22 protein-coding genes are annotated in these 20563 nt (G+C 61.8%); 8 read left to right on the forward strand and 14 right to left on the reverse strand.

Translation table 11 applies throughout. The features are described 5' to 3' along the window. Positions 1-64 precede the first annotated feature (64 nt). From AC2CGI_RS08510 to AC2CGI_RS08530, 5 genes are all read right to left on the reverse strand, one after another. The gene (locus AC2CGI_RS08510) at positions 65-523 is read right to left on the reverse strand and encodes a helix-turn-helix domain-containing protein (protein WP_004939075.1); all 459 of its coding nucleotides are present in this window, start codon (positions 521-523) and stop codon (positions 65-67) included. Between the two features lie 205 nt (positions 524-728). Continuing rightward, positions 729-2309, reverse strand: a complete 1581-nt coding sequence (locus tag AC2CGI_RS08515) for a malate:quinone oxidoreductase (RefSeq protein ID WP_015377186.1) — start codon at positions 2307-2309, stop codon at positions 729-731. Positions 2310-2769: 460 nt separating this feature from the next. Next, the gene (phoA, locus tag AC2CGI_RS08520; RefSeq protein ID WP_044031625.1) at positions 2770-4197 is read right to left on the reverse strand and encodes an alkaline phosphatase; all 1428 of its coding nucleotides are present in this window, start codon (positions 4195-4197) and stop codon (positions 2770-2772) included. 132 nt (positions 4198-4329) lie between these two features. Further along, positions 4330-5037, reverse strand: a complete 708-nt coding sequence (locus AC2CGI_RS08525; protein WP_004939065.1) for a glutathione S-transferase N-terminal domain-containing protein — start codon at positions 5035-5037, stop codon at positions 4330-4332. A 74-nt stretch (positions 5038-5111) separates the two neighbouring features. Beyond that, complete coding sequence (locus tag AC2CGI_RS08530; RefSeq protein WP_015377188.1) at positions 5112-5795, reverse strand: ArsR/SmtB family transcription factor; 684 nt, start codon at positions 5793-5795, stop codon at positions 5112-5114. Between the two features lie 175 nt (positions 5796-5970). On the opposite strand from AC2CGI_RS08530, the gene AC2CGI_RS08535 reads away from it, so the two are divergent. Beyond that, positions 5971-6318, forward strand: coding sequence for an antibiotic biosynthesis monooxygenase family protein (locus AC2CGI_RS08535; RefSeq protein ID WP_015377189.1), 348 nt, complete (start codon positions 5971-5973; stop codon positions 6316-6318). Between the two features lie 32 nt (positions 6319-6350). On the opposite strand, the gene AC2CGI_RS08540 is transcribed toward AC2CGI_RS08535, so the two are convergent. Further along, complete coding sequence (locus AC2CGI_RS08540; RefSeq protein ID WP_015377190.1) at positions 6351-7082, reverse strand: isochorismatase family protein; 732 nt, start codon at positions 7080-7082, stop codon at positions 6351-6353. Between the two features lie 132 nt (positions 7083-7214). On the opposite strand from AC2CGI_RS08540, the gene AC2CGI_RS08545 reads away from it, so the two are divergent. Further along, on the forward strand, positions 7215-8111 hold the full coding sequence (locus tag AC2CGI_RS08545) for a LysR family transcriptional regulator (protein WP_015377191.1): 897 nt from the start codon (positions 7215-7217) through the stop codon (positions 8109-8111). 325 nt (positions 8112-8436) lie between these two features. Here AC2CGI_RS08545 and AC2CGI_RS08550 read toward each other — a convergent pair whose 3' ends face one another. The 4 genes from AC2CGI_RS08550 to AC2CGI_RS08565 all read right to left on the reverse strand — a co-directional run bounded on the left by AC2CGI_RS08550 (position 8437) and on the right by AC2CGI_RS08565 (position 10640). Further along, a complete protein-coding gene (locus AC2CGI_RS08550) occupies positions 8437-8943 on the reverse strand; it encodes a GNAT family N-acetyltransferase (RefSeq protein ID WP_021504284.1) in 507 nt (168 codons plus the stop codon). Between the two features lie 62 nt (positions 8944-9005). Continuing rightward, positions 9006-9263 carry a YjhX family toxin gene (locus tag AC2CGI_RS08555; RefSeq protein WP_004939031.1) on the reverse strand — a complete coding sequence of 86 codons (258 nt, stop codon included), beginning with the start codon at positions 9261-9263 and terminating at the stop codon, positions 9006-9008. A gap of 233 nt (positions 9264-9496) precedes the next feature. Beyond that, positions 9497-9967 (reverse strand): cyanase, encoded by a 471-nt coding sequence (cynS, locus tag AC2CGI_RS08560; protein WP_004939029.1) that lies wholly within the window; start codon positions 9965-9967, stop codon positions 9497-9499. A gap of 19 nt (positions 9968-9986) precedes the next feature. Further along, the gene (locus AC2CGI_RS08565) at positions 9987-10640 is read right to left on the reverse strand and encodes a carbonic anhydrase (RefSeq protein WP_004939026.1); all 654 of its coding nucleotides are present in this window, start codon (positions 10638-10640) and stop codon (positions 9987-9989) included. A 111-nt stretch (positions 10641-10751) separates the two neighbouring features. Between AC2CGI_RS08565 and cynR the strand changes: the two genes are divergently transcribed. Beyond that, positions 10752-11702 carry a transcriptional regulator CynR gene (cynR, locus tag AC2CGI_RS08570; protein WP_021504285.1) on the forward strand — a complete coding sequence of 317 codons (951 nt, stop codon included), beginning with the start codon at positions 10752-10754 and terminating at the stop codon, positions 11700-11702. Here cynR and AC2CGI_RS08575 read toward each other — a convergent pair. Continuing rightward, positions 11626-12057, reverse strand: a complete 432-nt coding sequence (locus AC2CGI_RS08575) for a hypothetical protein (RefSeq protein ID WP_015377196.1) — start codon at positions 12055-12057, stop codon at positions 11626-11628. The two genes, cynR and AC2CGI_RS08575, sit on opposite strands and share 77 nt — an antisense overlap. 58 nt (positions 12058-12115) lie before the next feature. Further along, a complete protein-coding gene (locus AC2CGI_RS08580) occupies positions 12116-12583 on the reverse strand; it encodes a winged helix-turn-helix transcriptional regulator (RefSeq protein WP_021504286.1) in 468 nt (155 codons plus the stop codon). 63 nt (positions 12584-12646) lie between these two features. Here AC2CGI_RS08580 and AC2CGI_RS08585 point away from each other — a divergent pair, with 63 nt between their 5' ends. Next, a complete protein-coding gene (locus AC2CGI_RS08585; RefSeq protein WP_004939015.1) occupies positions 12647-12874 on the forward strand; it encodes a tautomerase family protein in 228 nt (75 codons plus the stop codon). A 136-nt stretch (positions 12875-13010) separates the two neighbouring features. Continuing rightward, complete coding sequence (locus AC2CGI_RS08590; RefSeq protein WP_004939011.1) at positions 13011-14603, forward strand: ABC-F family ATPase; 1593 nt, start codon at positions 13011-13013, stop codon at positions 14601-14603. Between the two features lie 51 nt (positions 14604-14654). On the opposite strand, the gene moeB is transcribed toward AC2CGI_RS08590, so the two are convergent. Both moeB and moeA read right to left on the reverse strand, forming a co-directional pair. Next, complete coding sequence (gene moeB / locus AC2CGI_RS08595) at positions 14655-15410, reverse strand: molybdopterin-synthase adenylyltransferase MoeB (RefSeq protein WP_076740427.1); 756 nt, start codon at positions 15408-15410, stop codon at positions 14655-14657. Positions 15411-15412: 2 nt separating this feature from the next. After that, positions 15413-16651, reverse strand: a complete 1239-nt coding sequence (moeA, locus tag AC2CGI_RS08600) for a molybdopterin molybdotransferase MoeA (protein WP_075685121.1) — start codon at positions 16649-16651, stop codon at positions 15413-15415. Positions 16652-16808: 157 nt separating this feature from the next. On the opposite strand from moeA, the gene AC2CGI_RS08605 reads away from it, so the two are divergent. From AC2CGI_RS08605 to AC2CGI_RS08615, 3 genes are all read left to right on the forward strand, one after another. After that, on the forward strand, positions 16809-17345 hold the full coding sequence (locus AC2CGI_RS08605) for a DUF924 family protein (RefSeq protein ID WP_004938999.1): 537 nt from the start codon (positions 16809-16811) through the stop codon (positions 17343-17345). 358 nt (positions 17346-17703) lie between these two features. Then, positions 17704-18660, forward strand: coding sequence for an isoaspartyl peptidase/L-asparaginase family protein (locus tag AC2CGI_RS08610; protein ID WP_015377209.1), 957 nt, complete (start codon positions 17704-17706; stop codon positions 18658-18660). A 19-nt stretch (positions 18661-18679) separates the two neighbouring features. Continuing rightward, positions 18680-20554: a dipeptide ABC transporter ATP-binding protein gene (locus AC2CGI_RS08615; RefSeq protein ID WP_015377210.1), complete on the forward strand. Its 1875-nt coding sequence runs from the start codon at positions 18680-18682 to the stop codon at positions 20552-20554. Positions 20555-20563 lie beyond the last annotated feature (9 nt).

Genomic DNA, 20563 nt, shown 5'->3' on the forward strand with positions numbered 1-20563 from the left:
GTCAATAGAGAAAGGGTTCAGTTCTCGCGAACTGAACCCTTTTTTGTGCCTTATACCGCGCTGATTAACGCAGCCCCATCCAGCTGGTGCAAACGCCTTCCGGCGGCTTGCCGGCGTACCAGCGGGGCAGCGTGGGGGCATCGTGGCGCGGTTCGGCCTGCATTTCTATCGGCTGCGCCGGCCATTCTGCGACGTCCCAGCGGGTGGTGCGGCGATAGACCGCCGGGGTTTTGCCGAACTGTTTCTTGAAGGCACGCGAGAACGAAGGCTGAGAGTCGAAATGGTATTGCAGGGCGATATCCAGGATCGGTCGTGGAGTGGAGCGCAGCGCCTGCGCCGCCTGCGAAAGACGCCGCTCGCGGATATAGCTGCCGAGCGCGTGGCCGGTGGTGCTGCGGAACATGCGCTGCAGGTGCCATTTGGAGTAGCCCGACTTGGCGGCGACGTTGTCCAGCAGCAGCGGCTGATCCAGATGAGTTTCAATCCAGTCTAGTAAATCGTGAATGATATTGACGCGATCCATGGTTTTAGTTCTCCCGCAAAAACGACATTCAGGTCACAGTGACTTAGCTTAATTATCCAAGAATATGCTTTGATAATAGGCGTGACTACGCCGTTACGCAAGGGTAAGCCGGGGATAAAAAGGTGGCCAAAAATGCTCTTTGAACGGCAGGGGAATAAAAGAAAGGCCGCATAAAGCGGCCTTTTCAGTAGGAAGTGACGGAAAATCAGTTAGTTTCCGGTTTCACTTCAATGTAGTTCAGACCCAGCACGCTGCTGGTGTAACCGCGGATCTTGTTGGTCATCTCGATATCGCCGTTCAGCTTGTGGCCGTAGGACGGGATGATCTCTTTCAGCTTGCTCTGCCATTCCGGCGTCGCCACTTTGTCTTTGAACACGGTTTCCATCAGGTGCAGCATGATTGGCGCAGCGGTGGAAGCGCCCGGCGAAGCGCCCAGCAGAGCGGCGATGCTGCCGTCTTCAGAGCTGACGACTTCGGTGCCGAACTGCAGCACGCCGCCTTTATCCGCGTCTTTCTTGATGATCTGTACGCGCTGGCCTGCGGTCCACAGCTTCCAGTCTTCCTGCTTGGCGTCCGGGAAGTACTCTTTCAATGCGGCGAAGCGATCGTCGTCGTTCATCATCAGCTGGCCGACCAGGTATTTCACCAGATCGAAGTTATCCAGACCGACGTGGGTCATCGGCATCAGGTTCGAGGTGCTCAGCGAGTGCAGCAGATCAAACAGCGAACCGTTCTTCAGGAACTTGCTGGAGAAGGTGGCGAACGGCCCGAACAGCAGCACGCGCTTGCCGTCCAGCATGCGGGTATCCAGGTGAGGCACGGACATCGGCGGCGAACCTACGCTGGCCAGGCCATACACTTTGGCCAGGTGCTGGTTGGCGATCTCCGGGTTGGTCGTGACCAAGAACTGGCCGCCGACCGGGAAGCCGCCGTAACCGTCGGCCTCAGGGATGCCGGATTTCTGCAGCAGGGTCAGGGACGCGCCGCCTGCGCCGATGAACACGAACTTGGCGTTAACGGTGGTTTCTTTACCGTCGCGGTTCAGATCGGCAACGGTTACGCTCCAGGTCTGGTCGGCGTTGCGCTTGATGTCGCGCACTTCGTGGCTCAGGTTCAGCTTGAACTTGTCGCTGGCGCTCAGTGCGTCAACCAGCTGGTGGGTGATCACGCCGAAGTTAACGTCGGTGCCCAGCGGCATGCGGGTCGCGGCGATTTTCTGCGCCGGATCGCGGCCGTTCATCACCAGTGGCGCCCACTGTTTGATTTGCGCAGGGTCTTCGGAGTATTCCATGCCGCGGAACAGGGTGCTGTGCTGCAGCGCCGCGTAGCGTTTACGCAGGAAGTTGACGTTGTCGTCGCCCCACACGAAGCTCATGTGCGGCACGCTGTTAATGAAAGATTTCGGATCTTTCAGGACATTGTTTTTCACCTGATAAGACCAGAACTGACGGGAGATTTCGAAAGACTCGTTGACCTTCACCGCCTTGCTGATGTCGATGGTGCCATCGGCTTTTTCCGGCGTGTAGTTCATTTCGCTGAAGGCGGAGTGGCCGGTACCGGCGTTGTTCCAGCCGTTGGAGCTCTCTTCCGCCACGCCGTTCATGCGCTCGTACATGTCGATGGTCCAGGTCGGCTCCAGCTCATGCAGATAGGTACCCAAGGTGGCGCTCATGATGCCGCCGCCGATCAACACCACGTCGACGGTTTTATTCTTCTCTTCAGCCGCCGCCTGTTGCGTAACGCCAAACAGGCTGAGACTGAAAATCAGGACGAGTAATTTTCTCATTGAATTAAATCTCTTGTGTGTAAATTCTACTCATTGCAGGTGAAAGAATTTAGCGGGAGTTACCCTGGAAATAATGAAGCCGACCGCCCGGCGTGAGCCGATAGGCAGCAATAATGCCTTTTTGTTAATAGGGTTTTTAACGAAAAGTGAACTATTGCAGGCCGTCCGGGTGCAAATTGATCGGTTCACGTTACTGGCGGGGTATTATTGTTTGCGAGAATGTTAAAAACTACTTTTGTAACTAAAAAAAATGAATATAAGCAAAAATAGGCCGGTTGCTGTCGTAGTAATAAACAAAGAGGGAAGAAAGGTCGTATAACCGCGTTATTTTCGGGGGTTAATTGTCGCGCAATTAAACGTTATTTCGTTATCACACAATAATTGCGGTTAAATTGCAAATACCTATCGGTAACCAATAATAAATGGCCGCCGTTACGGGCGGCCATCGTGCAGAAGGCGGTTACTTGATGCCCATCGCATCGCGCATGGTGAAGAACAGATCGGTCTGATCGGTCAATCCCACCACGTTGGCGGCGTGCGGGCCGTAGGCCGCGACGCGCAATTGGGTGCCGGTGTGCCCCTGCGACTCTTCTTCCGAGTTGCCGTAGCTGAGGGTCATCGGCGCGCCGTCTTTGGTGGTCAGCATCTGGGTCAGGCCCGGCGCTTTGGCGTCGGCGGCGACGATCTGGCTGGAGTGTGCATGGTCGGCGGTGACGATCACCAGCGTGTTGCCGTCGGCGCGGGCGAAGGCCAGCGCTTTTTGCACCGCTTCGTCCAGATCGACGGTTTCACCAATCTGCCCGCACGGGTTAGCGGCGTGATCCTGCTTATCGATCGACGCGCCCTCTACCTGCAGGAAGAAGCCGTTCGGGTTATCTTTCAACAGTGCGATCGCTTTTTCGGTCATCGCCGCCAGCGTTGGCGTGGCCGCGGTGCGCGCCGGGTTGTTTTCGCAGGTTACCGCCGGCTTGTCGAGGTTGCCGTGATAGCTGGCTTTCGGCCCCAGCCAGCGCACCGGCATGTTGCCGTCGGCGAACAGACCCAGCAGCGGTTTTTGCTGGTTGGCCAGCGTAACGGCCTGCAGCTCATCCGCGTTGCTCACCCACTGGTAACCCTGCGCCGCCGCCTGATCTTTCAGCGATTTTCCTTGCCATTCGCCGCTTTTCGCCAGCTGGTTGAAGGACTTCGCGCCGCCGCCCAGCGTGACGTCGGCGCGGGTTTTCAGCAACTGCTCGGTGATGGAGCCGCGGCCGCCGTTTTCCAGCGCGTTAGCGGCGCATTTCTCGCTGGTTTCCTCCGGGCCGTAGCATTTGCGCGAGGTGACGTGCGACACCAGCGCCGCCGGCGTAGCGTCTTGCAACTCGGCAGTGGAGACGTTGCCGGTGGCCTTGCCGGCCGCCTTGGCGATCTCCAGCAGCGTCGGCTGATCTTTGCCGTTCACGTCCACGCCGAGCGCGCCGTTATAGGTTTTCACCCCGGTGGTCCAGGCGGTGGCGGAGGCGGCGGAATCGGTCACGTAATCCGGCTTGTGGGTTTTCTTGTCCAGCGAGTAGTGGGTGTATTGCCCGGTCAGCGGCAGGGCGTCGATGCCCTTGAAGTAACCGCCTGCGCCTTCAGCGTAGTTGCGCGCGGCGGTGATCTCGGAATCCCCCATGCCGTCGCCGATCAGCAGAATCACGTTTTTCGCCGTTTTGTCCGACAGCGACGCCTTCAGCGCGGCGGTCTGATCGCCGGCCAGACGACGGGCGCCGCCCGGTTCGGCGAGGTTGCCGCGCGCGGCGCGTTCGGTCAGGCCATCGGCATTGGCCGAGGTTTCCGCCGCGATGGCGGAGGAACAGAGCAGGGCGGACAGCACGGCGCCGGCGATCAGGGATACAGCAGGTTGCATGGGGTAAGCTCCTTGTCGTAATACAACAATGTAAATAACAATCAAATTGTTACGAAAGGAGAGTAGAGCAGAGGGATGACAATTTTATGACAATGAAAGACGGGATGGCCCGGCGGCCACCCCGTTTGACAATCAGGCCGCGCGCGCCGGAATAGCCAGCCCGCGCTGCACCGCCGGCCGCGCCAGACCGCGCTCCAGCCACTGCGCGACGCGCGGGAAACTGTCGAACGCCACCAGTTCGCGCGCCTCATAGAAGCCGATCAGGTTACGCACCCAGCCCAGCAGCGAAATATCGGCGATGGTGTAGTCCGCACCCATGATCCAGTCGCGGCCTTCAAGGCGCGTTTCCAATACGCCGAGCAGGCGTTTCGATTCGTTTTTGTAACGCTCCAGCGGCCGCTTGTCTTCATATTCGCGCCCGGCAAACTTGTGGAAGAAACCGAGCTGGCCGAACATTGGGCCGACGGCGGCCATCTGGAAGAACACCCACTGAATGGTTTCGTAACGCTGCGCCGGATCCTGCGGCAGGAAACGGCCGCTCTTTTCCGCCAGGTAGAGCAGAATGGCGCCGGATTCGAACAGCGGCAGCGGCCGGCCGCCGGGGCCGTCGGGATCGATGATCGCCGGGATCTTGCCGTTCGGGTTCAGCGCCAGGAATTCCGGCGTCCAGGTCTCGTTGTTGCCGATGTCGATCAGGTGCGCTTCATAAGGCAGGCCGATCTCTTCCAGCATGATGGACACTTTGACGCCGTTCGGCGTCGGCAGAGAGTAGAGCTGCAGCCGTTCCGGGTGCTGAGCCGGCCAGCGTTTGACGATCGGGAATTGGGTGGAATCGAGCATGGAAACTCCTCGGGTTGGCGGGGTTGCTTAAGCGTACCCCTTGAGTATTGCAGTAAAACTACCCCGCCGCCGGGTTACACCGTGAGGTCAAAATGTGCGGCCAGCGCTTTTTTACCGGCGGGGGGCAGCTGCAGTTCGCGGCTGTCGAGCCGGCGGACGATCCAGCCGCGTTGGATAAAGGCGGCTAACAGCGCGGCGCCCAGCGCGCCACCGAGGTGAGAGCGGCGTTCGCTCCAGTCCAGGCAGCCGCAGGCGAAGCGGCGGCGGGTGGGAGCGGGGGAGCAATCGACGCCCAGCCGCGCCAGCGCGGCCTGACCGATGTCGCTTAACCGGTAGTCTTCCTCGCCGGTCAGCCAGTTCAGCGCATGCAGCCGATCGTGCAGCTTCACCGCCACCTCGCCCGCCATATGGTCGTAACAGGTGCGAGCATATTGCAGCGAGGTGGGCGTGCTGCTTTTCACCGACGGGCGCGGCACGCCCGCCAGCGCCATCAGACCCTCCAGCGCTGCGGCCACCGGTTGCCCGGCCAGCCGAAAATAGCGATAGCGCCCCTGTTTGACGCAGGCAATCAGCCGCTGCTCCAGCAGCTTCGCCAGATGTGCGCTGGCGGTAGACGGGGCGACCTCGACCGCCGCGCTGAGCTCGGTGGCGGTGTAGGCGCGCCCATCCATCAACAGGCACAGCATGCGCGCCCGGGTGCGGTCGGCGATGGCGGCGCTCAGCGCCGCTAAACGATCTTCTATCTCGATGTTATGCATACTTCGAGGTTAGACGAAGTATGACGGCGCGTCCATCGCTAGCCTGTAGCTATCGCAGTCTGGTGCTGTGCGTCCGTGTCCGCTGGATATTGATGAGCGGGCGTTGAAATCGGTGCAGTGGCGCCGTTCACTGAATGCGCGCATGCCGGAATTTTACCGTTGAGAGGAGACGAGGATGATTGCCGTGATTTTTGAACTGCAGGCCGCCGACGGGCTGCGCGATACCTACCTGACGTTGGCGGCGGAGCTGAAGCCGCTGCTGGCGCAGATCGATGGATTCATTTCCATCGAGCGGTTTCAAAGCCTGGCCGATCCTGCGCGCCTGCTGTCGCTCTCCTTCTGGCGCGACGAGGCGGCGGTGCAGCAGTGGCGCAATCTCGAGCAGCACCGGGCGGCGCAGGCGCGCGGCCGTGGCGAAGTGCTGGCGCAGTATCGGCTGCGGGTGGCGGAGGTGGTGCGGGACTACGGGCTGGAAAGTCGCGACCAGGTGCCGCAGGATAGCCGTTGTTATCACCGTACCTGAGAAAAAGCCCGCCGCCGGCGGGCTTTCACCCGCTATTTCGCCTCGCTGCCCACCTTCATCGCCCCGGCGTAGCTGGCGCCCATCCCCCAGGCGGCGCCGTGGTCGCGAGCGATCTGCAATACGCCCCCCGCCGTGGCTTTACGGCTCCAGTCCTGCTGCCATTCCAGCATCAACGCTACCCAGTTGATGGGCGTGGCGCCCGCCTGAACCAGACGCTGCATGGCGTTGTTTTGGCTGTCTGGCGTAATGTCGCCGGTGACGTCCGACAGGATATAAACCTCATAACCCTCGCCCAGGGCGGACAGCGCCGGCAGCATCACGCAGCTGGCGGTCCACAACCCGCCGATGATGATTTTCTTGCGGCCGGATTGTTTGATCAGATCCACCACGCGCCGATCCTGCCAGACGTTGATGGCGGTGCGGTCGTACACCTGCAGGTCCGGGCGCGCCTGCGTCACCTGCTGGAATACCGGCCCGGCGAAGCTTTTGGCGTTGGCCGAGGCCAGAATGGTCGGCACGTTGAACACTTTGGCGGCCTTGGCGATGCCGGCGGCGTTATTCACCAGATTGGTTTGATCGATAGAGGAAATGGTCATGCCGAACATGTCCTGCAGATCGACCAACAGCAACAGGCTGTTGTCGGCGGTCAGCGGCTGCACATAACCCGCCTGGCGGCTATCGGCGGCGGGGGATTGCGCCAGCGCGGCGACGGGGGCGGTGGCGGCGCTCAGGCCGAGCATCAGGGCGAACAGGGTCTTTTTCATTATTAACTCCATTATTATCAGTAGATTAAATTCACTTACCACTCAGGGAAGCGGTTGGATAAAGTCTACTTAGGTTGTTGGGGTTAATAATCTGTGTTTTATTGAATTTATAATTAACTATCAGGACATAATATGGACGTGCTACTGACGATGCGCGCCTTTCGCCGCGTGGTTGAGCGCAACAGTTTCTATAAGGCGGCGGAGGATCTGGCGATCACGCCGGCGGCGTTGAGCAAGCAGATTAAGCAGTTGGAAAGTCGGTTGGGGACGCTGTTGCTCGTGCGCACCACCCGCAGCATGAGCCTGACCGAAGCCGGGCAGATCTATTACCAGGAAGCCTGTCGGTTGCTCGGCGAGTTCGACGCGCTGGAACAGACGGTTGCCGCCAGCGCGCAGCAGGTCTCCGGCACGCTGCGGGTCAATGCGCCGCTCTCATTCGGCCTGACGGTGCTGTCGCCGCTGTTGCCGCTGTTTATGCAACGTTACCCGCAGTTGCAGGTGGAACTGACGCTGGACGACAGGGTATTGGACGTAGTGGCGGCTGGTTTCGATATTTCCTTGCGCATTCGCCGACGGCTGCCGGACTCTTCCCTCAGCGCCCGGGCGCTGGGTGAAGTGCACCAGCGAATTTGCGCCGCGCCCGGCTATTTGGCGCAGCACGGCATGCCGCAAACGCCGAATGAATTACAGCGACACAGCTGTCTGGCCTATTCCCTGGCGGAAAGGCCGGGGCAGTGGCAGTTCACCGCCGGCGAGGAGAGCCTGAGCGTGGCGTTCACGCCCCGGTTGATCGCCAACAACAGCCTGATGCTGCGGGATATGTTGGTGGCGGGATTGGGCATCGGTTCGCTGCCGTCGTTCGTGGCGGATCCCGAGATCGCCGCCGGCAGGCTGGTGCGGCTGTTCCCTGAACAGATTGCCGACGTGCATCAGGTCTTCGCGGTTTACCCGACGCGCCGGCATGTGCAGCAGAAAGTGAGTTTATTCACCGAGTTTGTGCGAGAGCATGGATTGATGACGGCGAATTGACAACGGCGTACGGTTGTCATATTCATTAGCTATGAAAAAATCCTACCGCCCATTCGCGCAAATTATTATCACCCTTCTCCAGAGGGTGGGGTAGCGCGTGTGTCGCCAATAAAAACCCGCCGGCAGGCGGGTTTTTTTATCCCCTTCCGGCAACGACCGGAGAACGTTATGCAAACCCATCCTGCAACCCGTTTGCACTGAGCGAGGCGGAGTTTGAGCACCTGGCGCAGTATTTTGTTCCCCCGGCGGAAGAGGAAGGGATGACTATCTTGCGTTATGGCGAGCGGGACTGAAAACCGGCGCCATGACGGCGCCGGCAACAGGGTTAGGCTTCGGCGTTAAACGCGTTGTGGAAGGTGACCTCCGCGCACGGCAGCGCGCCCTGGAAGGCGACGGCGCGGAAGTAGTCTTGCGGCACGCCCGGCAGGGTCAGCGCGCTCTGCGCCTGGAAGCCGAAACGGCCGTAATAGCTCGGATCGCCCAGCACCACGCAGCCTGCGGCACCACGCTCCTGCAGCTCGGCCAGCAGCCGGCGAATAAGCCGGCTGCCGATCCCCTGGTTCTGACAGGCCGGCAGCACCGATACCGGCGCCAGCCCGTACCAACCGACGGCGCCGGTGCTGAGTGCGACCGGCGAGACGGACGCGTGCCCGATCGGTGTGCCATTGCGTTCGGCGACCAGCGACAGGGTGAGGGCTCCCGCCGCGCGCAGCGCATTGACGATAAACTGCTCGGTGTGGCTGCTGTGTTCGGCGTGCAGGAATGCGGCGGCGGTCAGGGTGGCGATGGTGCCGACGTCGGCCGGCGTTTCGTGGCGTAACGTGATGTTCATGGTTGTATCCTGATTCAATAACGCTGTGCCGACCGGGCTGCCTGCCCGGCCGGTATCGATGATTAACGGTTATCCAGCTGCGCCCGCACGGCCTTGAGCCCGGCGAAGGTGACGCGATAAGGGCGCCCCTGGCGAGAGAGGATCAGGCGTTTGGTTTTGAGCTTGGTGAAAACGGCCAGCGAGCAGTCGGCCAGGCCGAGCCCTTCGCGGGTGTAGCATTCGACGTGGGTGACGCGACCGGCGTCGTTGCGGGTGAAGGCGATATAGCCGCCTTTGGCCAACACGTGCAGCACGCGTTGTTCCGCTTTGGAAATGTTCATGTTGGGAGATCCTGTAATAACCCCAGATACGCGCATCCCCGCGCAAACGCGCGTCGGATACGTCAGAGTCCCTCGCCATGCGGCAAGGAAGCGACTATCGGGTGGTTACAATCTCCAACATACAGGCCTCGGGCAGTGAAAAACGCCAGGACGGCGTTTAAGCGCAGTTAATGTAGCCAATGGCCGGTTGGCTGTCAATTTGCCGGCGACGCGGGCCGCCGGCGCAAGGCCAATCAGAAAGGTTTGGTCGGCAGGTATTTGCCGTCCAGGGTGATCACCGCGCGTTCGCCGCCGTCCGGATCGGCGACCTTCTTGATATCCAGCTTGAAGTTGATGGCGCTGATGATGCCGTCGCCAAACTGCTCGTGCACCAGCGCTTTCAGCGTGGAGCCGTAGACCTGCAGCATTTCATAGAAACGATAAATGGTCGGGTCGGTCGGCACGCCGCCGGGAATGCTGCCGCGCAGCGGGATGGTTTGCAGCAGCTGTACCGCCTCTTCATCCAGCCCCAGCTTGGCCGCCACGGTGCGCGCTGCCGGTTCCGGCAGCGCATGCTGCCCCAGCAGGGCGGCGGTGACAAACGCCAGGCTGAGGCCGGTGCCCTCGGCCAGCGCTTCGAACGTCAGGTTATGGCGGATCTTGGCGGCCATGATGGTGTCGGTGAGCGCTTCGCGCGGGGCGGCGTTATGCAGAGAGTGTGTCATGTTGGCTCCTTTTGTTGGCTTAAAAACGGGCGATCGCCGGCGTGGCGGTCACCTCGGGATGGGTGGCGAGCGGCACGAAGCGGCGGGTTTCGCCGTCCAGCGCCTCGATAGCGCCGCTGGCGATGTCATAGACCCAGCCGTGCAGCGTCAGGCGGCCCTGATCCAGCGCCAGGGCGACGGAAGGGTGCGTTTTGATGTTGTTGAGTTGGGCGATGACGTTCTCGCGCACCATCGATGCGACCCGGGCCTCGTCGGAGACATGCGGATAAGCCTGATTGACCGCCTTGGCGGAATCGGCGTAACGCAGCCAGCCGGCGACCGTCGGCAGGTGATCCAGACACTGACAGGTGGCGATGGCGGTCATTGCGCCGCAGTCGGAATGGCCGCAGATCACGATATCTTCCACGCCCAGCGCGGCGACCGCGTACTCGACCGAGGCGGTCACCCCGCCGGGTTCGGGGCCGAAAGAAGGCACGATGTTACCGGCATTGCGGATAACGAACAGATCGCCCGGCTCACGCTGGGTGACCAGCTCGGGCACCAGGCGGCTGTCGGAACACGAGATAAACAGCGTACGCGGATTTTGGCGGGTCGCCAGCCGCTGAAACAGCGCCGTGCGTTCAACAAAGGCTTCGCGCTGGAACTTCAGGAAGCCCTCAATCACCTCTTTCATTGTTTTTCTCCCTGGGGGGTAAGCGATGACGGCATGATGAACGCTTCTGGCTATAGGGTCTAAGACCCATTTATAATGATGGCTATAGGTATTACTAATAGTTGGGGCGCTATGCTGCTGCGACATATCCGTTATTTTCTGGCCGTGGCCGAACAGGGCAATTTCACCCGTGCCGCCGAAGCGCTGCACGTCTCGCAACCGACCTTGTCGCAGCAGATCAAACAGCTGGAGGATGCGCTGGGAGCGCCGCTGTTCGATCGCAGCGGCAGAAGGGTGCAGCTGACCGACGCAGGTGAGGCCTGGATGCGCTATGCGCGCCTGGCGCTGCAGGATCTGGACGCCGGCGCGCGGGCGATCCATGACGTGGCGACGCTGGCGCGCGGCCATCTGCGGCTGGCGATGACGCCGACGTTCACCGCCTATCTGGTGGGACCGACGATCGATGCGTTCTATCGCCGCTACCCGGGGATTACGCTGAGCATTGAGGAGATGGCGCAAGAACGAATCGAGGCGCTGCTGACGCAGGATCGGCTGGATCTGGGGATTGCCTTTGAGATGGCGCAGTCGGCGGAGGTGGAAGCGACGCCGTTGTTCAGTGAGACGCTGGAGCTGATGGTCGGCGCCGATCATCCCCTGGCGGCGCGGCGTCGGCCGCTGACGCTGGCGGAATGGCGGCATCTGCCGCTGGCCTTGCTGAGCGGCGATTTCGCCACGCGCCAGTTTATCGATCGCTACTGCACGCAGCTCGGTTTCCGGCCGCTGGTGGCGGTGGAGGCCAATGCGTTGGGCGCTATCGTCGAGATCGTGCGGCGCGGGCAGCTCGCCACGCTGTTGCCGGCCGCCATTGCGCGCGAGAACCGGCAGTTGAAAAAAGTGGCGCTGGACAACGCCATGCCGGCTCGGCAGGCGGTGTTGCTGCAGCGCCAAGGCGCTTACCGCAGCGCCGCCGCACAGGCGTTTATCGCCGTTTTGCAGCAACAGGGCGTTACGCCAACGCCCCCCAGCGCTGCGTCATCCCCAGCAGATGCACCAGCCCGAAGCCGAGGCAAATCAGCGAGCTGACGATGATAAAGCGTTGGCTGCGGCCGGTGTCGCGCAGGGCGAAAGGGCCGGCGACGCCGCGCAGCAGGTAGATAAAGGTGATGATAAACAGCGCGGGTCGCAGCAGCGGCAGCGGCGCGATCAGCCCGGCGCCGGACAGCGCATACAGCGCCCAAATAAACAACACCAGCGCGATGCCGGCGGTGACGACGGCCGGGAACTTTTTACCCGCTTCCGCCGCCTTAATGAAGCGATCGCCGGCGCCGCACAGCCGATAGCCGCGCGGCCCGGCGGTGATCACCCAAATATGCAGCAGGGCGGCGATGGCGCTCAGCGCAGCGCCGATCAGCAGCGCGGTGTTATAGAGGTGTGGCATGGTTCAGCATCCTTGTCATCAACATGTCTGGCATCAAGCGTAGACCAGAATGGGTAAGTCAGGCCGGGGGGAGCTCAACGGCCGACATTTGCAGCGCGTCTTCAGGCACCACGCGGGCCTGCGCATCGATAAATGCCAGCTGCACCGGCAGCCCGCTGTGTTTATCCACCAGTTGAACGTGGGGGGTGTCATGCAGAATATGCCGGTGGCCCCATGCCATCAGCGCAACCAGGATGGGCCCCAGGCTGCGTCCCTTGTCCGTCAAGACATATTCATGTCGCTCACGCTCGCCCGGCTCCCGGTAAGCGCGTTTGGCCAACAGTTCTTGTTCTACCATGGCATTCAGACGGTTGCTCAACGCCTGGCGCGAAGCGCCGATATTCTCGCGCAGCTCTTCAAAACGGCGAACGCCGTAGAATGATTCGCGCAGGATCAGCAACGTCCAGCGATCGCCAAGCAGGTCCGCGGCCTGCGCCAGCCCGCACAGGGCAAGAGAAACGGTAGGGAGATCGGGAGATTTTGACATGGGCATTTTCCTTCGCTAGTCTAAGTCTTGTTTTTAGACTTATCTATATTCAAGGAGAGTATAATGCCATTTGTTAATGTGCAAACGGTGAAAGGCATGCTGGATGAACGGCAAAAAAGCGAATTGCTGTCCCGCATTACCGATCTGTTGGTGGAGATAGAAGGGCGAGGCGATCCGGCGTTCAGGCAGTCGGTTTGGGTCAGAATCGATGAACATGCGCCCGAACAATGGAGCCTGGGCGGTGTGCAGCCGACGGCGGCGATGATTGCCGCGAAGTTCCCGCCGCGTTAATTCAACTATGCCGCCTGCGAAAAGGATAGGATGCCGCAGGCGCTCAAAAAGTCACCGAAACTTCCCGCGATCTCTGCACCCCGTTGTGGCATAATGCGCGCCAAATCACATTCCCTATGTATAAAGAGCGAGCGCTGTGTTAAGCACTAACAACATCACCATGCAGTTCGGCAGCAAGCCGTTGTTTGAAAACATCTCTGTCAAATTCGGCGGCGGCAACCGTTACGGCCTGATCGGCGCCAACGGCTGCGGCAAGTCCACCTTTATGAAAATCCTCGGCGGCGATCTGGCACCGAGCGGCGGCAACGTGTTCCTCGATCCGAACGAACGCCTGGGTAAACTGCGTCAGGATCAGTTCGCCTTCGAGCAGTACAGCGTGCTGGACACCGTGATCATGGGCCACACCGAACTGTGGGCGGTGAAGGAAGAGCGCGACCGCATCTACGCCTTGGCGGAGATGAGCGAAGAAGACGGCTATAAAGTGGCCGATCTGGAAGTGGCCTACGGCGAAATGGACGGCTACAGCGCCGAAGCGCGCGCCGGCGAACTGTTGCTCGGCGTGGGTATTCCGGTTGAGCAGCACTACGGTCCGATGAGCGAAATCGCGCCGGGCTGGAAGCTGCGCGTGTTGCTGGCGCAGGCGCTGTTCTCCGATCCGGAAATCCTGCTGCTCGACGAACCGACCAACAACCTGGACATCGACACCATTCGCTGGCTGGAAAACGTGCTCAACGAGCGCAACAGCACCATGATCATCATCTCGCACGACCGTCACTTCCTGAACATGGTCTGCACCCACATGGCGGATCTGGACTACGGCGAACTGCGCGTTTACCCGGGTAACTACGACGAATACATGACCGCCGCCACCCAGGCGCGCGAGCGTCTGCTGGCGGACAACGCCAAGAAGAAGGCGCAGATCAATGAGCTGCAATCGTTCGTCAGCCGCTTCAGCGCCAACGCCTCCAAATCCAAGCAGGCCACCTCACGTGCCCGCCAGATCGACAAGATCCAGCTGGAAGAGGTGAAAGCCTCCAGCCGCCAGAACCCGTTCATCCGTTTCGAACAGGATAAGAAGCTGTTCCGTAACGCGCTGGAAGTGGAAGCGCTCACCAAGGGCTTCGATGAGGGCCCGTTGTTCAGCAAGCTGAACCTGATGGTGGAAGTGGGCGAGAAGGTCGCGGTGCTGGGCGCCAACGGCATCGGTAAAACCACCCTGCTGAAAACGCTGGTGGGCGACGCGCAGCCGGACAGCGGCACCGTCAAGTGGTCAGAAAATGCCCGTATCGGTTACTACGCGCAGGATCACGAATACGAGTTCGACGACACCCTGAGCGTGTTCGACTGGATGAGCCAGTGGAAGCAGGAAAAAGACGACGAGCAGGCGGTGCGCAGCGTGCTGGGCCGTCTGCTGTTCAGCCAGGACGACATCAAGAAGAAAGTGAAGGTGCTGTCCGGTGGCGAGAAGGGCCGCATGCTGTTCGGCAAGCTGATGATGCAACGCCCGAATATTCTGGTGATGGACGAACCGACCAACCACCTGGATATGGAATCCATCGAATCGCTGAACATGGCGCTGGAGATGTACGAAGGCACGCTGATCTTCGTCTCCCACGACCGTGAGTTCGTCAGCTCGCTGGCGACGCGCATTCTGGAAATCACCCCGAACAAGGTGATCGACTTTACCGGCAACTACGAAGACTATCTGCGCAGCCAGGGCATCGTGTAACCCTCGCGGCAACGCATCAGGGCGGGAATTATCCCGCCCTTTTTTTATCCGTCATTCCCCGCCGCACACCTCGCAGTGCGGATCCTTCGGTAGTTTCATCTCGCGGAACTGCAGGCTCATCGCATCGAACATCAACAGCTTGCCGCGCAATGGCTGACCATACTCGGCTAGCAGCTTGATGGCTTCCATCGCCTGCAGGGTGCCGATAGTGCCGACCAGCGGCGCCATCACGCCCGCTTCGACGCAGGTGAGGGCGCTGTCGCCGAACAGCCGGCTCAGGCAGCGGTAGCAGGGCTCGCCCGGCTGATAGGTGAACACGCTGAGCTGGCCTTCCATGCGGATCGCCGCGCCGGAAACCAGCGGTTTGCGCTGTGCGTGGCACAGGCGGTTCAGGGCGTCGCGCGCCGCCACGTTGTCGGTGCAGTCCAGCACCAGATCGCAGGCGGCGATCTCTGCCGCGACCGCGTCATCTTCCAGACGACCGTCGATGGCATCGATGCGGATATGCGGATTGATGGCGCTCAGCTCCTGTCTGGCGGAGGCGACTTTGCTCTGGCCGATGCGATCGTCGCGGTGCAGGATCTGGCGCTGCAGATTGGAGAGCGAGACGGTGTCGAAATCCACCAGCACCAGATGGCCGACGCCGGCCGCCGCCAGATAAGGCGCGGCGGCGCAGCCCAGCCCGCCCAGCCCGGCGATCAGCACGCGGGCGGCCTTCAGCTTCTCCTGGCCGTCGAAGTCAAAGCCGCTCAGGACGATCTGGCGGTTGTAGCGCAGCGCTTCGGCGTCGGTCAATTCCGGCAACATGTTCAGCTCCTCAGCAGGGCGTTGAACGGCTCGATCTCCACCGTTTCACCCGCCGCCACCGAACCGCGTTCGCGCTCCAGCACGATGAAACAGTTGCCCTGGCTGTAGGAGCTGAAGACGTGCGAGCCCTGGTGGCCGGTGGTGCTGACCTCCAGTTCGCCCGCGGCGTTGCTGCTGAACACGCCGCGCTGAAAATCGAGGCGCCCCGGCGATTTCTTCAGCGGCGTCAGCGCCCGCGCGCGCAGGCGCGGCGGCAGGCGCCAGTCGCTGTGGCCGGCCAGCTTCGCCAGCAGCGGTTGCACCAGCTGGTAGAAGGTCAGGGCGGCGGAAACCGGGTTGCCCGGCAGGCCGCAGAACCAGGCGTGGCCCAGTTTGCCGAAGGCGAACGGTTTGCCGGGTTTGATCGCCAGCTTCCAGAAGCTGACCTGGCCCAGTTCGTCGAGCATCTGTTTGGTGTAGTCGGCTTCGCCGACCGAGACGCCGCCGCTGCTGATCACCACGTCAGCCTGGCTATCCGCTTGTTCGAAGGCGGCGCGCAGCGCATCGCGATCGTCGCGGATAATGCCGAGATCGAGCACTTCGCAGCCCAGCTGCTCCAGCATCAGGCGCACTGCGAAACGATTGGTGTCGTAGATCTGGCCTGCCTGCAGCGGCTGGCCGACCTGCTGCAGTTCGTCGCCGGTGGAGAACACCGCGACCTTCAGCTTACGCATCACCTGCACTTCGGCGACGCCGAGCGAAGCCAGCAGCGGCAGCTGCGCGGCGCCCAGCCTCACGCCGGCCGGCAACACGCTGGCGCCTTGGCGAATGTCTTCACCCGCCAGACGGATATTCTGGCCGGCTTCTACCGGGGCGGTAAAACGCACGCCCTGGTCGCTCACTTCGGCCTGCTCTTGCATAACAACCGCTTCCGCCCCGGCCGGGATCGGCGCGCCAGTCATGATACGCACGCAGCTGTTGGCCGGCCATTGGCCGTCGAACGGCGCGCCGGCGAAGGCTTTCCCGGCGATCGGCAATGGCGCATTGGCCGCCAGATCGGCGAGGCGTACCGCATAACCGTCCATCGCCGAGTTGGCGAATGGCGGCACGTCGAGCGGTGAGACCACCGGCGCGGCGGTGATGCGGCCGGCGGCGGCGGTCAGCGCGACGGATTCGGTTTGTTGCAGCGGTGCGATCTGCCCGAGCATTTTTTCCAGCGCTTGCTCCAGGGAGATGAGATCGGAAGTATGGCAATGATCCATAAGGGGAACTCCGTAATCAGGGTGCGCAATGATAGCGACAAAGTGCGGCTATTATGGCAGAGAACGCCGGGGGGGAGAACGGGTTATGCCCGCCATCTTTCGCACTGCGCCGGAAGCGCGAACGGGTATAAACTGCCTAAAACACAGGAGGATCATGATGCATAAACAGGTTATCGAGTTCTGGTTCGACGAGATCGAACCGGTGATGTGGTTCAAAAAGGACGATGATTTCGATCGTCTGCTGCATAGCCGCTTCGGCGAAATCTGGCGGGCGGCGGCGGCGGGGGAACTGGCGCACTGGCGCGACACCATCGAAGGGCGCCTGGCGGAGGTGATCGTGCTCGATCAGTTCAGCCGCAACCTGTTTCGCGGCACGCCGCAGTCGTTCGCCTGCGACGGCATGGCGCTGGTCCTGGCGCAGGAGGCGATCCGCAGCGGCGAGTGCGAACGGCTGAGCCGTGAGCAGCGCGGCTTCCTTTATCTGCCGTTCATGCATTCGGAATCGCCGCTGATCCACCAGCAGGCGCTGGTGTTATATACCGAGCTTAATAACGGCGACCAGCTGGAGTTCGAGCTACGGCATAAGGCGATCATCGATCGTTTCGGCCGCTACCCGCATCGCAACGCAATATTGGGGCGCATCAGCACGCCGGAAGAAGAGGCCTTTTTACGGCAGCCCGGCTCGGGTTTTTAATCGTCGGATCATCTGCGCCCGGCCGGGGGAAAAACAGCAGGCCGGGCGCCACAATAAGCGTGACTCAGCGCGAACGTTTATTTCATTACGCCATGCCGCTATTTCCTCTCGCGAAATTACCAATAATCCCAGCCGCACTGTCAGCGGTTTGCCGCTTTTTATAACCTGCTGTTTTTATTCCAATAAGCTATTTCAAGGTGCGAAATGGTCTAAGCGCGCTACGCTAAAAGCGGGACGTGGACGTTATGCTGTACTTCCACTGTAGGACTAAATAGAGTCGAAAAAGACTGAATAATAATGATACCGCGCTCAGCTTATTCGCTGCGCAACGGCGGGATTAACACAGGGTGTCAGGCAAATGAGCAAACCAGTGATTGCCATTCATGGCGGCGCGGGCGCAATTACCCGGGCGGCGTTGAGTGCGGAAAAAGAACGGCAGTATATCCAGGCGCTGTCCGAGATCGTGGCCGCCGGGCAGGCGGTACTGGCGCAGGGCGGCAGCGCGCTGGACGCGGTGACCGAAGCGGTGCGGCTGCTGGAGGAATGCCCGCTGTTCAACGCCGGCAAAGGCTCGGTGTTTACCCATCAGGGCACCCACGAACTGGACGCCTGCGTGATGGACGGCCGCACCTGCGACGCCGGCGCTGTCGCCGGCGTCAGCCATATCCGCAACCCGGTGCTGGCGGCGCGCGCGGTGCTGGAAAACAGTGAGCACGTGCTGTTTGCCGCCGAAGGCGCCGAGAAGTTTGCCGCCGCCCACGGCCTGGAAATGGTTACTCCCGACTTCTTCTTTACCCAGGAACGCTTTGATCAGTTGCACCGCGCCCAGGCGGAGCAGGGGCGGGTCTTGCTTGATCACGACGGCGCGGCGCAGGCCGGCGATCCGCTCGATCCCGATCGCAAATTCGGCACCGTCGGCGCGGTGGCACTGGATGCGCTGGGCAACCTCGCCGCCGCCACTTCCACCGGCGGCATGACCAACAAGCAGGCCGGGCGGGTAGGCGACACGCCGATCATCGGCGCCGGTTGCTATGCCAATAACGCCACGGTGGCGGTCTCCAGCACCGGCACCGGCGAAATCTTCATGCGCGGCGTGGCGGCCTATGACGTCTCCGCCCTGATCGAATACGGCGGCCTCAGCCTGCAAGAGGCCAGCGATCGGGTGGTGATGGAGAAGCTGCCGGCGCTGGGCGGCAGCGGCGGCATGATCGCCGTCGATCGCCACGGCAATATCGCGCTGCCGTTCAACAGCGAGGGGATGTACCGCGGTTTTGGCTATGTCGGCGATGCGCCGTCCGTCGGGATTTATCGCTAAGCGTTCACCGGGAGGGTGTATGACCGACGTTTCATTCCGGCCCGCCGGCGACGGGCTGCCATTGCCGCCGCAGCGTGTGCTGTCGGTGCGCGATCTGAGCATCAGCTTTCCTCAATCGGAAGGCGCCGTGGAAGCGGTGCGCAACCTGTCGTTCGAGCTCGATCGCGGCGAGACGCTGGCGATCGTCGGTGAGTCCGGTTCCGGCAAATCGGTGACTTCACTGGGGCTGATGCGGCTGGTGGAGCAGGGCGGCGGGCGCATCGTCGGCGGCGCCATGACGCTGCGCCGGCGCGACGGCGCGCTGCTCGATCTGGCGCGCGCCTCGCAGAGCACGCTGCGCACGGTGCGTGGCGCCGATATGGCGATGATCTTCCAGGAGCCGATGACCTCGCTCAACCCGGTGTTTCCGGTCGGCGAGCAGATCGCCGAATCGCTGCGTTTGCATCAGGGCATGGATCACCGCAGCGCGCGCCAGGAGGCGCTGCGCATGCTCGATCTGGTGCGTATTCCGGAGGCTAAAGAGGTGCTGGGGCGCTACCCGCACCAGCTTTCCGGCGGCATGCGCCAGCGGGTGATGATCGCCATGGCGCTCTCCTGCAAGCCGGCGCTGTTGATCGCCGATGAGCCCACCACCGCCCTCGACGTCACCATTCAGGCGCAGATCCTGCAGCTGATCCGCGTGCTGCAACAGGAGATGCAGATGGGGGTGATTTTCATCACTCACGACATGGGGGTGGTGGCGGAGATTGCTGACCGGGTGCTGGTGATGCGCCGCGGTGAGCAGGTGGAGCAAAATCGGGTGCGCGAGCTGTTCGCCACGCCGCAGCAGGCCTATACCCGGGCGCTGCTGGCGGCGGTGCCGAAGCTGGGGGCGATGGCCGATCGGCCGCTGCCGGCGAAGTTTCCGCTGCCGGGAGGCGAGGAGGATGAAGCGCCGCAGGATACCGTGCCGCCAGGCGCCGCGCCGATCCTGCGGGTGGATCATCTGGTCACGCGTTTTGATCTGCGCGGCGGGCTGTTCAATCGGGTCACTCGCCGGGTGCACGCGGTGGAAAACGTCAGTTTCGATCTTTACCCCGGCGAGACGCTGGGGCTGGTGGGCGAGTCCGGCTGCGGCAAGTCCACCACCGGGCGTTCTTTGCTGAAACTGGTGGACAGCCAGAGCGGCACCATCACCTTCGCCGGGCGGCGAATCGATCGGTTGAAGGGGCCGGCGCTGCAGCACCTGCGGCGCGATATTCAGTTCATCTTTCAAGATCCTTACGCCTCGCTCGATCCGCGCCTGACGGTCGGTTTTTCCATCATGGAGCCGCTGCTGGTGCACAACGTGATGCGCGGCCGGGAGGCGGAACGGCGGGTAGCCTGGCTGTTGGAACGCGTCGGCCTGTTGCCGGAACACGCGCGCCGCTACCCGCACGAATTTTCCGGCGGCCAGCGCCAGCGTATCTGCATCGCACGCGCGTTGGCGTTGAACCCGAAAGTGGTGATCGCCGACGAGGCGGTTTCGGCGCTGGACGTGTCGATTCAGGCGCAGATCGTCAATCTGCTGCTCGATCTGCAGCGCGAGTTCGGCATCGCTTTTCTGTTTATTTCACACGACATGGCGGTGGTGGAGCGGATCAGCCACCGGGTGGCGGTGATGTACCTCGGGCAGATCGTCGAGATCGGCCCGCGGCAGGCGGTGTTCGACAATCCGCAGCATCCCTACACCCGCAAGCTGATGGCGGCGGTGCCGGTGGCCGATCCCGCTCACGCCCACAAACGGCAGCCGCTGCCGGCCGATGAGATCCCGAGCCCGGTGCGCGCGCTGGGCGATGAACCCGTTACCGCACCGCTGGTGCAGGTTGGCGCCGGGCACTTTGTCGCCCGCCACCCGATCGCCGGTGCTTTTTAAAGACCTCAG

The organism is Serratia sp. LSHTC3 (assembly GCF_057197125.1).